12 protein-coding genes and 1 riboswitch are annotated in these 15651 nt (G+C 50.8%); of the genes, 11 read left to right on the top strand and 1 reads right to left on the bottom strand.

Features of this window, described 5'->3' with window-relative positions; genetic code table 11:
• Nucleotides 1-110 precede the first annotated feature (110 nt).
• The 6 genes from EDC56_RS05355 (at nucleotide 111) to egtD (ending at nucleotide 6901) form a co-directional block, all read left to right on the top strand.
• Nucleotides 111-1190, top strand: a complete 1080-nt coding sequence (locus tag EDC56_RS05355; RefSeq protein WP_123711450.1) for a phage tail sheath family protein — start codon at nucleotides 111-113, stop codon at nucleotides 1188-1190.
• Between the two features lie 157 nt (nucleotides 1191-1347).
• Nucleotides 1348-1830: a cupin domain-containing protein gene (locus EDC56_RS05350; protein ID WP_123711449.1), complete on the top strand. Its 483-nt coding sequence runs from the start codon at nucleotides 1348-1350 to the stop codon at nucleotides 1828-1830.
• Nucleotides 1831-2167: 337 nt separating this feature from the next.
• Nucleotides 2168-3376, top strand: coding sequence for an EAL domain-containing protein (locus tag EDC56_RS05345; protein WP_123711448.1), 1209 nt, complete (start codon nucleotides 2168-2170; stop codon nucleotides 3374-3376).
• Nucleotides 3377-3741: 365 nt separating this feature from the next.
• Nucleotides 3742-4527, top strand: a complete 786-nt coding sequence (locus EDC56_RS05340; protein ID WP_123711447.1) for a PhzF family phenazine biosynthesis protein — start codon at nucleotides 3742-3744, stop codon at nucleotides 4525-4527.
• Nucleotides 4524-5837, top strand: coding sequence for an ergothioneine biosynthesis protein EgtB (egtB, locus tag EDC56_RS05335; protein WP_123711446.1), 1314 nt, complete (start codon nucleotides 4524-4526; stop codon nucleotides 5835-5837). The genes EDC56_RS05340 and egtB overlap by 4 nt, the downstream gene beginning before the upstream one ends.
• Before the next feature lie 23 nt (nucleotides 5838-5860).
• Complete coding sequence (egtD, locus tag EDC56_RS05330; protein ID WP_123711445.1) at nucleotides 5861-6901, top strand: L-histidine N(alpha)-methyltransferase; 1041 nt, start codon at nucleotides 5861-5863, stop codon at nucleotides 6899-6901.
• Between the two features lie 61 nt (nucleotides 6902-6962).
• Here egtD and EDC56_RS05325 read toward each other — a convergent pair whose 3' ends face one another.
• Nucleotides 6963-7616: a hypothetical protein gene (locus tag EDC56_RS05325; RefSeq protein ID WP_148059325.1), complete on the bottom strand. Its 654-nt coding sequence runs from the start codon at nucleotides 7614-7616 to the stop codon at nucleotides 6963-6965.
• A 580-nt stretch (nucleotides 7617-8196) separates the two neighbouring features.
• Between EDC56_RS05325 and EDC56_RS05320 the strand changes: the two genes are divergently transcribed.
• From EDC56_RS05320 to EDC56_RS05295, 5 genes are all read left to right on the top strand, one after another.
• Complete coding sequence (locus EDC56_RS05320) at nucleotides 8197-9564, top strand: class II fumarate hydratase (protein WP_123711789.1); 1368 nt, start codon at nucleotides 8197-8199, stop codon at nucleotides 9562-9564.
• A 159-nt stretch (nucleotides 9565-9723) separates the two neighbouring features.
• Nucleotides 9724-9812: riboswitch (TPP riboswitch) on the top strand.
• 44 nt (nucleotides 9813-9856) lie between these two features.
• On the top strand, nucleotides 9857-11998 hold the full coding sequence (locus tag EDC56_RS05315; RefSeq protein WP_123711788.1) for a TonB-dependent receptor: 2142 nt from the start codon (nucleotides 9857-9859) through the stop codon (nucleotides 11996-11998).
• 338 nt (nucleotides 11999-12336) lie between these two features.
• Nucleotides 12337-13641: a condensation domain-containing protein gene (locus tag EDC56_RS05305; protein ID WP_123711442.1), complete on the top strand. Its 1305-nt coding sequence runs from the start codon at nucleotides 12337-12339 to the stop codon at nucleotides 13639-13641.
• A 12-nt stretch (nucleotides 13642-13653) separates the two neighbouring features.
• Entirely contained in the window at nucleotides 13654-14949 is a 1296-nt protein-coding gene (locus tag EDC56_RS05300) for a condensation domain-containing protein (RefSeq protein ID WP_123711441.1), read from the top strand.
• A gap of 88 nt (nucleotides 14950-15037) precedes the next feature.
• A complete protein-coding gene (locus EDC56_RS05295; RefSeq protein WP_123711440.1) occupies nucleotides 15038-15247 on the top strand; it encodes a DUF3565 domain-containing protein in 210 nt (69 codons plus the stop codon).
• The last annotated feature ends 404 nt before the right edge of the window (nucleotides 15248-15651 follow it).

Here is a 15651-nt window from a genome sequence, read left to right as displayed (position 1 = left end):
TCTTACATGCATGAGCAGGAAGGCTCGCAGGTGTTGTGAGCAGCGACTGATTGCCTCTAGAGTTTTTTAGCAATAGCTATCATGGACACTATTTTAGAAAGGGAATTTTTATGGCCATTACAACGGATTTTCCAGGGGATTATGTAGAGCAGCAAAAAAGGCAACGTTTCTCGGTATGTCATTGTGCTACGGCTGTCCCCGCTTTTGCTATTTCAGCGCAGGCAGCGCAAGGATTAGGGCTTGCCAGCGGGACTAAGCGGATTGAAAACTACCTGGAGTATAGTAAGTATACTGCAGACTTAGATGGCACACATACCGCTATGCTGGATCGTTGTCTGCGTGCTTACTTTAACAATGGTGGCGCCAGCTGTTACTTGATTCAAACCGACAACTTAGTTGAAGAGGTGGTTAAACATGATGATATTACGTTATTGGTTGCCGCGGGTGAGAGCCTCGCAGGCGCGGTAGAGTTACTCGAGAATGATAATAATCTCTTTGCGATCGTGGACGGTCCTAAAGGTGAGCTGGTATCGGGCGATACGTTACCGTGGGATAAGTTAGCTAACAGTTCATTCTCTGCGGCATATTATCCTTGGTTGATTGCCGACTGGACGGATGCGCCTATTCCGCCGAGCGCGGTTATTGCCGGCGCCTATTGCCGCAATGACAGTACGCGAGGCGTATGGAAGGCCCCGGCCAATATGGCCTTAGTGGGTGTGAAGCCACAATTTCAAGTCTCTGATGCAATGCAGGGGCAGTACACTCGGGGGACGGCACTGAATATGATTCGTCGATTCAACAACGGTGCACCAACCATATGGGGCGCGCGTACTCAGAGGGACTCACTCGAGTGGCGTTATGTCCCCGTCCGCCGTTTGTGCAATAGCATCGAAAAAGACATTAAAGAGGCGTTGCGCGCGATGATATTTGAGCCTAACACTCAGCCGACGTGGGATGCCGTCAGCGACTCGGTTGAGCAGTATCTGACTCAGCTATGGTTACAGGGCGCGTTAATGGGGGCGAGTGCTGAAGAGGCCTTCTTTATTAATGTTGGCGAGAATATCACCATGAGTCAGAGTGATATCGTTAACGGTAAAATGATTATCGATATCGGTGTCGCGATTATGCGTCCGGCTGAGTTTATCGTCATCCAGTTTCGCCAGGACACGGCGTCGTATCTTAAAAAATAATTAAGTAAACGGCGTCGTACTTATCATACTGCTGATATTGATCAGTGCTAGAATCTGCATCGTCATGGTTTTATTGGTCATGATGACTGGCCCTGATAGGAATTGCTTTAGTTGCGGTTGTGATTGTTTTTGGCATTATCGAGAAGAAGGAGTGTGTGTGGATAAACAAGCTGTCATTAATCATTTAAAGTTGCAGCGACACCCTTTGGAGGGGGGCTACTTTAGGCGGACTTATGAGTCGGAACAGGATGTCAGCTGTATCGTTGGCACAAGGAAGTTACTAACTTCTATTTATTATATGTTGACTGATGATAGCCCGATCGGTTTTTTGCATAAGAATATATCGGATATCATGCACTATTATCACAAGGGGGAGGCGATTAAATATACGCTGGTGTCGCCTGACGGTAATCTCTCGGAGGTCGTGCTGGGACCGGAGATAGAAAATGGTCAGCAACTACAGTTGCTCGTGCCTGGAGGGTACTGGAAGGCATCCAGCTTGTGTTCAGGGGAGTTTTCGTTGATTAGTGAGGCCGTCTCGCCAGGTTTCTCATACACCGATAATCAGTTGGCAACACACGAGGTTATAGAGCAGGCCTACCCAGAGATAAAGTCGCAGCTCAACGCCTATATCAAGTGAGTCGTTTTTGACGAGCGGTGTTTCCGGCAAATTACGCAATAGCACCGTTGTGGGGCGCTAGTATGAATATGGCGCACAGAACAATGCGCTTAGAGCAATGCCTTGTGGGGGAGCAGTCCCCGCTCATTGCAGTCGTTTTGTCTGCCGCTCGCTGATACATAGCGTCGAGCTATCTTGGTATATAGCTTGCAAATATGAGTCAACCGATACGCCGGCTAGAGGATCCGTTTTCTACTGGTATCATGAGGCGTGTACAGCATGAGGCGTGTAAAACGTATGCATGTGGCCCTATGAGTATTGATCACTCAAGTAAGCGTGGGCTAGGAGCCAGCAGTTGATGAAAGAGCATTATTTTCCGTATTTCCAGCCGATTATTAATCTTGCCGATGGCAAGATACTGGCCTACGAGGCCCTAGCGAGAACGATGGAAAATGATCGTGTGATCTCTGCTGGGCACATTTTTCACGGCCAACAATACGCGACCAGTGAGGTGCTAGAGATTGATCGACACATCCGGCGCACGGCCTTGCAGCAACTTGCGGCCGACAATTCTACCGACAATGCTGCCGGGCTGATGACGTTGAATATCTCACCGACCTGGGTCGATCGGTTGATGCAGGATGATCTGGTGCCGACCCTGCGCATGCTGGATGAGCTGGCTATCGACCCACAAAAGGTAGTGATCGAAATTACAGAGTTAGCCGGGGATATTACCAAGCTCAAGCGCCTAGTTAAGGAGTACCAGTCACACGGCGTTAAGGTTGCCGTCGATGATTTTGGTGCCGGTGCCTCGCAGCTCGACAGGGTGTTGGCATTAGAGCCGGAGGTCATCAAATTGGATATGCATCTGCTTAAGGCGGCAGTGAAGGGCGGGGTCGAGGCCAATATTGCGTTGTGTCTAACTACGTTGGCGCAGCGTGCCGATAGCTTGATTATTTGCGAGGGTGTCGAGACAGAAGAGGAGTTTCATTTTGCCATCGAGTGCGGGGCTGACTGTATTCAAGGTTGGCTATATGAACCTGCACTGGCGGGCTTTATCGATGCGTCGACAACGGTCAAGCGTACGCTGGAGCTAAAACAGCGTTATTTGTCGCGCAAGTCAGACCGCTACCTTCAATCACAGCAGCATCAGCAATTGTTCTCCCAGCATGTGTCGACGATCTCGACGTTGATTCGCCAGTCTGGCGTTGAGCAGGTGCTATCAAGCCCCCCCGATATTGCCAGCATGCGGGAGTTGGGGTTGTTGCGTTACTACTTGTGCGACGCTCAGGCGACGCAAATATCACCGAACTACGACGTCTGTGCTGCCGGGGTCTTCACGGATGACGAACCTATTGCCTTAAACTGGAGTCATCGTCCGTTCTTTCCGTTGTTGGTCGCCATGCGCCATGCCTCCGATGATAATGTGCTGGTCTCCGAGCCCTATAAAGATCGCTGTTCTGGCAAAATGTGTCGAACATTCGGCTGTTTTGTCTCAGAGAATATGATGTTATTGATGGATGTGTTGGTCGAAGATATGATTTTGTTCGCGGCAGGGACGGCGTAAACACAGCGAGCAATATCGTCGAAGAGAGTTGCCGCAAGCGAGGCTTTTTGGTTTTTCAAAAAGCTCTAGTTAGGCGCTATTAGTGCGTTGAGGGTTGTTTCGTTGGTGCCATTGATCGGGTGCTATCACTGTCGATTTATTTGCGCTGAGTCCATACTGGCTGGTTGCCAATATGGTGGCAAATAATTATTATCGAAAGTCGATAGAATAACACGGCGGGGATTTTCCCCCCTGTTTGATCGCTGCCAGTGTTATGGCATGTTGTAATATAGATGAGATAGAACTGTCATATCATTCGGGCAGTATTAGAGCTGCTGGCGCATGGATTGCCCCGGCTACACCGTGATAAGGATATAAGTTTGCTGATGGCAAATAGAATAAAAATAAGTGCTTTTATTGGTCGGAATGCACTAAAAGCGACGGGCAATGCGTGTTACGTCGACGTGCTTTCGAGTGCCCAAGAGGCTGCTGCCCCTGCAGCCCACAATTTGGCCTCGACCTATTGTCAAACTCATCGGCTCGATAGCGAGCAAGTTAGTCTGCAGTGTTTTAGTGGTTTGTACCCCATTCGCTGTTGCGGGCATGGCTTACTGAGTGCGGCGCATTATTGGCTGCATGAGACGCAATCGACGCATCTGTCGTTGGTCACTAGCGAGAGCATGGTTAAGGCCTATACAGACACTGATCTCAGCCATAAAGTTTGGCTGCAATTTACCCGCTTGCACCATCACCCCATTACCATGCCCCCGTGGGTTGCGCAGCTGTACCCGAAGCAGTCGCCGATCAAAGCGGTGACCTATGGGGATGAGCAGGGCTACCTATTATTACAGTGGCCCGATGGCACAGACATCGGTGAGTTAACCGCACCGGCGGAGCAGCTTGGCCTGTTTACTCGCCGCGCCTTAATCTGTACGGCGCGAGTGAGTCATCACGTATCGTCGATCGTCTATCGCTATTTTGCGCCGCAATACGGTGTCAATGAAGACGCCGCTACCGGTTCTGCGATGCGCTTACTGGTCGATTTCTTTCAGCAGCCGGAGTTGCAGGCTGTGCAGCTATCGCAGCAACGGGGGTTATTGTTCGGGCGCTTAGTCGGTGATCGGGTCGAGGTGGGCGGTTATTGTCAGACAGAAGCGGTGGATGCAGCATGAGATTCGAAGATAATAGCGTATTGATTAATGCCTTTAGGGCTACGCGTTTGCAATCGGTGCAGATGGTAGAGCCACTACACAGTGAAGATTTCAGCTTACAGGCTGCTGCTTTCGCTAGCCCGCCAAAATGGCACCTGGCACACACCAGTTGGTTTTTCGAGACCTTTATCTTAAAAGTCTTTGTGCAACAGTACCAAGTGTTTCACCCTCGTTATGAGGTGTTATTTAATTCTTATTACAATGCGGTTGGCGAGCAGTTTCCGCGCCCTAAGCGGGGACTGTTATCAAGGCCGACGATCGACGAAGTGTTGGCATATCGTGCGTATATCGATCAGGCGATGGAGCGACTTTTACTGCAGTTTGATCACCCCGAAAGGTTGGCGATCATCGGCCGTTGTCGACTGGGTATCCAGCACGAAAAGCAACATCAAGAGTTGTTCTGCACCGATTTAAAGTATTCCTTTGCGCAAAACCCACTCTCCCCGGTTTACCTCGATCTGCCCATAACAGAGCAAGCCTATCGCCACCCTCAGAGTTGGTTGAGCTTCCAGGGCGGGCTGGTGGATATTGGTGTGCCTGAGGCTGCTGCTGAGAGTGATGAGGGTGCGTTCTCCTTTGATAACGAGTCGCCTCAGCACCAGGTCTACCTACCGCCTTTTCAGCTCAGCGATCGTCTGGTTACTAACGAAGAGTACCAGGCGTTTATCGATGATGGTGGTTATCGGCGAGCGGAGCTGTGGCTGGCAGACGGTTGGTCGAAGGTGCAGCAAGGTGAGATCACGAAGCCGCTCTACTGGCAGGATGACGGCGATGTAGCGCAGGAATATACCTTGTATGGCTTGCGTCCTAGGCAAGCCAATCAGCCGGTTTGTCACTTAAGCGCCTACGAGGCCGAGGCCTATGCTGGTTGGGCTGGCGCGCGCTTGCCGACCGAGTTTGAGTGGGAATACGCGGCGACACAGCAGCGTTTCAGCTCTGCCGCTGAGCGTTTTTACCACCCGCAGGCGGTCAGTGCTGAGGCCGGTGCAGAAAACATTACTCAGAGAAAAAGCGGGCAGGGGGCGTTGCTGCAACTTTACGATGCCTGCTGGCAGTGGACCTCAAGTGCTTACCGGCCCTACCCAGGCTTCAAAGTCTGCGCAGGGGCTATCGGCGAATACAATGGCAAGTTTATGTGCAACCAGTGGGTGTTGCGCGGTGGCTCCTGTGTTAGCCCGAATGCGCATCTGCGACCCAGCTATCGAAACTTCTTCTACCCAGAAGATCGCTGGCAGTTTAGCGGTCTTCGTTTGGCAAAAACAATAATTTAACAATACCAGCTTAGAGAACAATAATGACTGAAGCACTTGTGGAAAAACGCTTTGAGACAGCGGGCGAAGCTAAACTCTCTTTTCAAGATCATCACGCCAGCAGTAACGATGACCAGCTAGAAATCCTGCAAGGGCTTCGGCAGGCGCAGAAAACGATTAACCCTAAGTTTTTTTATGATACGCATGGCTCAGAGCTGTTTGAGTTGATCACGGCCCTACCGGAGTATTATCCCGCGCGCACAGAGCGCAGTATATTGCGTGACAACGCTGATGAGATCGCTGATTACTGTGGTCGCGAGGTGGTGTTGATCGAGCCGGGTAGTGGCAGTAGTGAAAAAGTTAGGTTGTTGCTACCGGCGCTACAGCCTAAAGCCTATGTGCCGATGGATATTGCCGGCGAGTTCCTGCAGCGTGCGGCTATCAAGCTTGGGGGAGAATTTCCTGCGCTGGATGTGCAGGCAATTTGCGCTGACTTCTCCCAACTCCCCAATCCACCGGCAACGCTACCTCACGGCAAACGCGTGATCTTTTACCCCGGCTCGACCTTGGGCAATATGACACCTGACGAGGCGGTGATATTCTTATCGAAATTAAGGTCTTGGTTGCTGCCGAGCTTGAGAGAGTGTAGCGATTCTGTACATGAGCATGAGCTGGCGGGCGGCGTGTTGATCGGCATTGATTTGCACAAGGAAAACGATATTTTGACGGCGGCTTACAATGATCAGCAGGGAGTGACGGCAGAGTTTAATCTTAATGTGTTAGCCAACGTTAATCGATTGACGGGTGCTAATATCGATGTGAATAAATTCAAGCATCACGCGTTTTATAATGAGCAGCTGCGCCGCATTGAGATGCACTTGATCAGCCAGCAGGCCCATAATGTCAGTGTGTTGGATGAGCAGCTGAGTTTTGCGCAGGGCGAGAGTATTCATACAGAAAACTCCTATAAATACACCATAGAAAGTTTTTCTGAGCTTGTTGCTAGGGCGGGGTTTCGTATTACAAAAAGTTGGTTGGATGGTGATCAGTTATTCAGTGTGCACTACTTACAGCTCGAGCAATAGTGTGCTACAGAGCCAGTGCCCCGGCGAACATCGTTCGCCGGAGAGAAGGTCTCATGACTGATTATTTTCCGTCATCGGATGAGTTTGCATAGATGATTGAATAACCTTCAGCGTTACCGGGTAGTTGTAGGTTGCCAGGGTTGATGACAATCTTCTGGTTGGCGGGCAGGGTGAAGGCATAGCCGCCAGGGCGCGGCGCGGAGATACCTTGACCGCTGAGGTTGTCAGTCGGCTCATCGCTTTTCTGATAGGTGACGGTATAGCCGCTGTTTTGAGCGGGAAGGTAGAGGTTGCCGGGCAGCACGTTGTAGGCCTGATTGCCGGGTAGGGCGAAGGTGTAGCCGGCACCACCGTTAACAACAACCAGCTCTGGTTTGATGGTGTCGGCGATAGTTACAGAGTTAACGTCATTACAGTTAAAACGGTATTTTTCACCGTAACTATCGACGACAACTTTCTTGGGATCGATATAGCCGTTGGCTTTGACGGTGTATTTGGCGGGTAAGCCATTGCTGAGAGTTTCTTCGCCAGTAAGGGTTATTTTAGTTTTTTTTCCGTTAGCTTTTACGCGTTCTTGGTTACAGTACTTCTTGGCCAGGGTGCAAATATCATCAGGGCTGTTTTGACAAAATTCATCAGAGGCCAAGCTGAGTGGTGAAGTTAATGCGAATGAGCTGGCAAGGGCGCCAAGTAAAAGCGTGGTTTTGTTCTTCATAATATACTCCATATGATTATTATAATTTCCCTTTAAAGAAAAACAGTTTTGTCTCTGCGCTATTTTTCTTGTGGGAATGTTATTGCTGATGACTTTGTGCGTCAAGTTAATCTTGTTTTTAATTTTTGTTTTGCGTGTCTCGTAGCAAGTTTGATTTGTGTTTTTTCTTTGTTGTGTTTATTCATATTTTTTCTTCTATTTTGTTTTTTATGTAGTGGCTTGCTCTGTTTTTTAATGTTGTGAATGCTGCTTTTTCATAAAGCCCACCAGCGTTGGTCAATGCTGAGGCGTTTTTAGTAATGGAGTAATGGAGTAATGGAGTAATGGAGTAATGGAGTAATTGAGTAATTGAGTAATGGAGTAATTGAGTAATGGAGTAATCGAGTACTTTAGGCGTTAACGACAGTCGTCGTTGCCTGTCTCAGTGAAAATAATCCGTAGTGCTTGCGTCTGCGTATTTTTTGCCCATGCTTTAATCTAGTGGGGTGATCAATCAGGTTGCTTTCTGGCCTCGCTTGATCAAGCTTGGTCGTAGTGGATCGTGATAAGCTGTTTAGCATCGATAACAATGGAGGCGAGTATGGCAACACGTAGAGATCGCGATAGCATGGGCGAGGTCGAGCTTCCTGCCGAGGCCTTGTACGGCGCACAGACCCAGCGGGCGGTGAATAACTTTCCGATCAGTGGTAAAACCCTGCCGGAGGCTTTCATACGTGCGCTGTTGATGGCGAAGGCGGCGGCCGCCAAGGCCAACGCCTCACTTAAGTTACTGCCGGCGGATATTGCTGCGGCGATCGCCGAGGCGGCGGAACAGTTACTTGCCGATGAACAGTTGATGCGCCACTTCCCCGTCGATATCTTTCAGACCGGCTCCGGCACTAGCACCAATATGAATGCCAACGAGGTGTTGGCGACACTGGCCTCGGAGATTGCCCTGCAGCGTGTGCACGCCAACGATCATGTCAATTATGGCCAGAGTAGCAACGATATCATTCCCTCCTGTATCCACATCAGTGCCGTGGTGGCGCTACAGGCGAAACTGTTGCCTGCGCTACAGCATCTGAAGGAGGTGATTGAGCACAAGGCAGCCAGCGTCGATCACCATATTAAAACCGGTCGTACGCATCTGATGGATGCGATGCCGGTGCGCCTGAGCCAGAGCCTGTTGAGCTGGGCGACACAGGTCAGCCAGAATATCGAAATGATTCAGCTGGTGGTACCGAAGCTGTTGACGCTGGCGCAGGGCGGCACCGCCGTCGGTACGGGTATTAATGCGGATAAACAGTTTGCTGCCGAGTTTAACAATCAGCTTAGTCTGATGACCGGTTTGGCCTTTTCACCGGCCGACAACTTCTTTAGCCACATTAGCAGCCAAGATCTGGCGGTCAGTCTATCGGGCCAGCTGAAGATGACGGCGGTGACAATGATGAAGATCGCCAATGATTTGCGTTGGATGAACTCGGGGCCTTTAGCAGGGATTGCGGAGATTCAGCTGGAGGCATTGCAGCCAGGCTCGTCGATTATGCCGGGCAAGGTCAACCCGGTGATCCCGGAGGCGGCGGCGATGGTGGCGGCACAGGTGATCGGCAATGATGCGGCCATCACCGTCGGCGGTCAGGCGGGCAATTTCGAACTCAATGTGATGTTACCGATGATAGCCGATAATCTACTATCGAGTATCGGGCTGTTGGCGAATGCCAGTGAGTTGCTCGCAGACAAGGCGATTGCCACCTTTACTGTGAATGAGCAGCAGCTGCAAAAGACACTGGCGCGAAACCCTATTCTGGTCACCGCGTTAAACCCCGTTATTGGCTATAGCAAGGCGGCGGAGATCGCTAAGAAAGCCTATCAGCAGGGGCGGGACATCGTCGACGTGGCGGAAGAAGAGACAGAGCTGAGCCGACAGCAGTTAATGGGGTTATTAGATCCGGCCAAGCTGACCCAGTAGTAATATGGCCATAGCGGCAGCAGATAATAGCGGAGGAGGCGACATAGCTGAGACAGAAATGCCTGCCGCATGACTTATCTGTTAGTTGCTTAGTGATAAAATTTTAGCTGCATTAAGGAAAAGCCGCTGTTTTTAGCTACAATATGCCTTATCTATTAAGACGATCCTTAGGGGCGGCGCGAGCCTGAGAAGCACCCTTAGTACCTGATCCAGATAATGCTGGCGTAGGAAGAGGTGTTCACTCGTTCCTGCGCGCCTGTGCTATCTGGTTCTCTCTCTATTCGGAACCACCATGACACGATTGAATCGACACGCCTTGTATCTCGCCGTATTGGCCGCCAGCAGCTATCAACCCCTCCACGCCGAAGAGTTTGCCTTGGAGGAGGTGATTGTCACCGCTAACTTCCGCGAGGCGAGCCTGCTCGACAGCCCAGCCAGTGTCAGCGTTGTTGATGTGGCCGATATTGAATCGCGTGGCGCGCAGCACCTGCAGGATGTGTTAAATCTGTCGCCGAATGTTAACTTCTCGTCGGGGGCGTCGCGTGCGCGTTTCTTGCAAATGCGTGGCATTGGCGAGCTCGAGCAGTTTGTCGATCCGAAGCACTTCCCCTCGGTCGGCGTCACCGTCGACGGTATCAGCCTTAACGGCAACGCCAACGCGGCGATGCTAATGGATACCGAACAGGTCGAGGTGTTGCGAGGCCCACAGGGCACACGCTTTGGTACCAACGCACTGGCTGGCATGGTCAACATCACCTCCGCCGCGCCAACAGAAGAGTTTGAAGGCTTTGTCACCGGCGGCGTTGCCAACTACGGTGGTGCCGAGCTCGGTGCTGCGGTGTCGGGGCCGTTGACCGATAACCTGCTCGGCCGCCTCGCCGTGCAGCACCAGCGCAGCGACGGCTATATGGAGAACGACTACCTGGGCCGCGACAATACCAATAACATCGATGAGAGCTCGGCGCGGGGCAAGCTGCGCTGGCTAGCCGGCGATGATGCGGTGATCGACTTCACCGCGATGAGTTTTCACAGTAATAACGGCTATGACGCTTACTCCCTCGATAACGACTTCCATACCCAGTCGGACCAGCCGGGTCACGACCGCGTCGACTTCGATGCCTTGGCGATGAACGGCACCTGGTCGCTCAGTGACGATTACGACCTCAACATCATCAGCAGCTGGAGCCAATCGGAAAACGATTACAGCTACGATGAAGACTGGTCGAACCCGCACATCTGTGATGGCGTTGCGAGCTGTGAGTGGTTCTCGAATACCGATAGCCTGCAGCGTGACACCCAGACGATCGATCTCGATGCGCGCCTGCTCAGCACCGGTGCACTCGATGTGGCGGGTGATTACCAGACCGTCTTTGGTGTCTACGGCCAGCACAGAGAGCAATCGTTAGAGCGTTACTACTATGACGAGTTCAACAGCGATTACGATAGTCAGCGCCTCGCCGCCTACGGCCAGATCGATTACATGCTGACCGATAGTCTGCACCTGATTGCCGGTCTGCGTGGCGAGCGCTTCAGCGACGATTATAGCGATCTCAATGTCTATGGCGGCCGCTTTAACAGTGATAACCGCGACAACCTGTACAGCGGCGAGCTGACCCTACAGTACTTTACTGCAAACGATAATCTTGTCTACGCCACCGTCTCCCGCGGCGAGAAGCCGGGCGGCGTGAATACCGAGGCCAGCTCCAGCTACCCGATGTTGCAGCCCGGTTATCAAGACTTCCTCCACAGCCGCCTGAGCTTTGAGAGCGAATCGTTACTGAATACCGAGCTGGGCTTCAAGGGCACCTTCATCGATGATCGCCTGCAGCTGCGTGCCGCGGTGTTTTATATGCAGCGTGACAATGCTCAACTGGAGAGTTGGTTGACAGCGTACGATAACAACAATCAGTTTCACTGGGTCGGCTTACTCGATAACGCCGGCCGTGCGAGCAACTACGGTGCCGAGTTAGAACTCGACTTTGTTGCGACCGAACAGCTGTCACTGTTCGCCAGCCTTGGTCTATTGCGCACCAATGTCGATGGCATGACGGTCTACGACCTCGATCAGGAGGCCTTTGTTGAAGTCAACGATCGGGAGCAGGCGAAGTCACCGCGCTATCAATACAGCGTCGGTGCCCAGGCACAGTTTACTGAGCGCCTGAGTGGCCGTATTGAGTTAGAGGGCAAGGATCAGCAGTACTACGGCTATTACCACGACAACACCTTGGATGCCTACGACCTGCTTAACGCCAGCGTTAGTTATCAACAGGGCCCTGTGGAGCTGACACTCTGGGCGCGCAACCTGACCAATGAAGAATACGCCGTACACGGTTTGTACTTCGGTAACGACCCGCGCAACGGCTACATGCCTCAGCAGTTCAATCAACAGGGTGAACCCCGTACCTTTGGTATTAACGGTCGTTATAACTTCTAATAGCCACTGCATAGGCGCTGACATGTGAATGCAGCGCCTGTTGTTCAATATCAATTTGGCCGTACCGTTATCGTGCGGCTTAATCTGTTTTCCCATCGCTATTGTTAAAAGCGAGAGAATATCGCTCGGTGTACATCCTGTGTTCATACTCTTTGGGGTGATGAATTGTTTAGTTTATCGTATTGGCAACGTCGTGGGTTTATTGCTTGGCTGTTTAATGTGAAATGATACATATCACGGTAAGAGGCTAATACCGAAGATTCTCTAAGGATAGGGAAAGAGGTATCTGTGCTCATTGTATCTAATGTTCTAAGTGGTTAATTAAAAGGGATTTTAAAATGCGTCAACTCGGTCAACGCGAGGCTAAGCAAGCCATCGCCCACCAAGATAATCACGGTCTCATGCAGATCAGCAATGTCGCGACCATTAAGGGGGTGGTGTCAGCAGAAAAATTACTGCGTGCCGTACACTGTGCCTATCAACAGCATCCGTTTCTTCGTGCGCGCATTGAATTTGAAGGGGGTTGTTGGCAATTTTTTTATGACGTTGCTTTTGATTCTGTACAGCATACTTATGAAAGTAAGAAGCGTGCTTCTATAGAGACAGAGATGGCTGCTGAGATGAAGAATATTATCGCGCAGGATAAGTACTTGTGGCGTACACGCTTGGTTAATATTGCTGGAACCGATCAAAGCTACTTTATTTTAACGACGCATCACAGTATGACAGATGGTATAGCCTGCTTTTCGCTGATTAACGATATATTAGGTTATTACAACGCTATTGCTGCCGGTAAAGAGGTTGTTATTGAGTCGTTTCCCGAAAGAGGCTGCCTAGAAGATTACTATGTGCAGTCAGCGAATGTGCGTGACATGAGTGATGTCGAAAAAAACAGGGAGGCGTCCATATGGCCAGTAGCAGAACCCGCTTTATTGCAGCAACGAATGCCGTTGATAAAGGAGTTAGTGTTTTCTGGGGCAGATGTTGCTGCGCTGCTATCAATGTGTCGAGCCTCAAAGGTAACGCTGAATGGCTTGTTGAGCGCGTTGATTTTTAGGGCTTCTTTCAATGTCGAAAATGCACCAACCTTCATCAAGAGCTCAGTGCCGATAAATGTTCGATCAAAAATGGTCGGTGGATTAGATAGCAGGGAGCTCGGTGCATTTTTTGATGCAGGATTTATTTTAGCGGACAAAAATAACACGGATGACTTGTGGCTGATGTCAAGAGACTCGCAAGCTCAGTATCAGTGTAGCGTGGGGTATAATGATGATATTTCCTATGATGAACTTATGGCGTTTCTTGCCCGGCTAGGTAATGAGGCAGGCTCTTGTTTCGGCCAGCACATTATAATTTCAAACCTCGGACGCTTAAGTGCAGCGTTTCAGCAAGGTGATTTGGCATTGATTGACTACCGCTTTAATGCATCAATATATCCAGCAAACTTCTTTTTGATGTTTGCGGCATCCACAGTTAATGACTCGCTGACTTGTAACTTTAACTTTACTCGGCCCCTTGTTAGCGAAGAGACGGCGATACGATTTGTAGAGCAGTTTGGTGATGAGGTTAAGCAGTTAGTGGCTGCTTTTAAAAATAATGCTAAGCCTGTCGGGGTGAAACCGGCTGTGGACAGCGTAACTTGAAAAGGAGTGAACATGCGTCAACTCGGTCAGCGAGAGGCTAAGCAAGCCATCGCCCACCAAGACAATCACGGCCTGATGCAGATCAGCAATGTCGCGACCATTAAGGGGGTGGTATCAGCAGAAAAATTACTGCGTGCCATACACTGTGCCTATCAGCGGCACCCGTTACTGCGTGCCCGTATTCAGTTTCAGCAGCGTACCTGGCACTTTATCTACGATGTGATGTTTGATGCTTCGCAGCATCGTTATCAGCGTAAGCAGTGCAGCTCGGTCGAGCAGGAGATGGCTGATGAGGTGCAGCGGCCCCTCGATCAAACACAGTATCTTTGGCGAACCCGCCTGGTCGACATTGCCGATTCGGATGAGAGTTACCTGGTGCTGACGACCCACCATAGCATGAGTGATGGGTCTGGTTGCTTTGTGTTGATTAACGATATCGTAAACTACTACAACACCGCCGACGATCAGGGCGGTGTCGAGTCGCTGCCGGAGCGGGCCTGTTTAGAAGACAGCTGCCGCCCGCTTGATCATCAAGCTGACGGCGTTGATCGGCGTGAGTACTTCAAGGACATGGTGTGGCCGGTAGCAGCAGCGGCGCCATTAGCGCAGCGGCAACCGTTGATTAAAGAATCGGTGTTTACAAAAGATGCGATGACGGCGCTGGTGTCATTATCCCGGGCGGCGGGTGTGACGCTAAACGCAGTCATCAGTGCATTACTGTTTCGTACCACCTTTCAGCTTGCCGGTGCGCCAGCGGTATTAAAGGCGATTGTGCCAAAAAATATGCGGCCCGAGATGACTAACGGTGTCGATTACCGTGAACTGGGGGCTTTCTTTGAAACGGCCTATATCTATGCGGATAAGCGCGATAGCCATGATCTTCTGCAGCTATCAAAAGCGCTACGTCGCCAGTATCAAACCATGGCGAACAGTACTGAGGCATTGAGCTACGCCGAGCTAGCCGATGATTTGGCGCAGCTGGGCAATGACGCTAGTACGGTGTTTGACCAACACCTAATCATCTCTAACCTAGGGCGGCTGAGTACACTGTATCAACAGGGCGAGTTATCGTTGTTAGACTATCGCTTTAACGGTGCCATCCACTCAGCCAATTACTTTTTATTATGTGGCGTGGTTACGGTCAATGACGCGCTGATCTGTAGTTTTAACTTCACTCAGCCGCTGGTCCATGAACACACCGCCAGCCGTTTTGTTGAACAGTTTCGCGCATCAGTGCAGCAGTTAGTCGCAGACTATTACCGTGATGACCACGCCCGCGATACAGAAGCCGTTGGCCAATCGGCTTAGGCAGCGACACTGCTGCTGGCGCTAACAGCCGGGCGTATTTAGAATAGCCGCTACCGATGATAATCAGGCAGAGAGTGTTCGTCAGACTATGCAGCAACCGATAGCGGGTTACCATTTAGATGAAGAGTCCCACTGGGTCGCCGAGCTCGCCTGCGGCCATTTTCAGCATGTGCGCCACAACCCGCCATGGACCAGCCGGCCATGGACGCAAACCGAGGCCGGGCGTCAGTCGATGATCGGTTATAGCTTAAACTGCGTGAAATGTGATCAAGGGGCCCCTTTGGATCAGCAGCCATAAGGGGCTGTGTCGACAAACAGGCGTAGCTGATTCAGCGAGAAACACCAGCGTTATAAAGATGGGCAGCTGCCAATAAAGCAGGCGCGTTGAATAAGATACACGCGCCACTTGCGCGTATATTGCTGATCAGCCTCTATCGCTAACACTTTGTAAATATTCACCTTAAAAAAATGATCAACGAGTTAAAAAAAATAACACCGCATCGCGATTGATGATATGCGGCCCTAGCTATTACTTCAAAAGGTGATTAAAAAACGAACGAATCTGGCCGTTCAAGCCAGCAAAGCTAATTTCGGCGCTATTGCCGCTAAATGACCCCTCACCTACATCATCAATCCGTTAGAAGTTAGCCCAAAAATAAGCCGACGGCTGGTAAGTCGCTGATATTAACGATTATAAATGTT

It is taken from the genome of Sinobacterium caligoides (assembly GCF_003752585.1).
Taxonomy (GTDB): Bacteria; Pseudomonadota; Gammaproteobacteria; order Pseudomonadales; family Sinobacteriaceae; genus Sinobacterium; species Sinobacterium caligoides.
The sequence above is the reverse complement of the archived record's forward strand: the minus strand, read 5'-3'. Positions and strand labels throughout refer to the sequence as shown.

Bases quoted from the DNA above. Each gene is read 5' to 3' on its own strand.
- EDC56_RS05355 (WP_123711450.1), top strand. From the start codon at position 111: ATGGCCATTACAACGGATTTTCCAGGGGATTATGTAGAGCAGCAAAAA.
- EDC56_RS05345 (WP_123711448.1), top strand. From the start codon at position 2,168: ATGAAAGAGCATTATTTTCCGTATTTCCAGCCGATTATTAATCTTGCC.
- EDC56_RS05340 (WP_123711447.1), top strand. From the start codon at position 3,742: ATGGCAAATAGAATAAAAATAAGTGCTTTTATTGGTCGGAATGCACTA.
- egtB (WP_123711446.1), top strand. From the start codon at position 4,524: ATGAGATTCGAAGATAATAGCGTATTGATTAATGCCTTTAGGGCTACG.
- egtD (WP_123711445.1), top strand. From the start codon at position 5,861: ATGACTGAAGCACTTGTGGAAAAACGCTTTGAGACAGCGGGCGAAGCT.
- EDC56_RS05325 (WP_148059325.1), bottom strand. From the start codon at position 7,616: ATGAAGAACAAAACCACGCTTTTACTTGGCGCCCTTGCCAGCTCATTC.
- EDC56_RS05320 (WP_123711789.1), top strand. From the start codon at position 8,197: ATGGCAACACGTAGAGATCGCGATAGCATGGGCGAGGTCGAGCTTCCT.
- EDC56_RS05315 (WP_123711788.1), top strand. From the start codon at position 9,857: ATGACACGATTGAATCGACACGCCTTGTATCTCGCCGTATTGGCCGCC.
- EDC56_RS05305 (WP_123711442.1), top strand. From the start codon at position 12,337: ATGCGTCAACTCGGTCAACGCGAGGCTAAGCAAGCCATCGCCCACCAA.
- EDC56_RS05300 (WP_123711441.1), top strand. From the start codon at position 13,654: ATGCGTCAACTCGGTCAGCGAGAGGCTAAGCAAGCCATCGCCCACCAA.
- EDC56_RS05295 (WP_123711440.1), top strand. From the start codon at position 15,038: ATGCAGCAACCGATAGCGGGTTACCATTTAGATGAAGAGTCCCACTGG.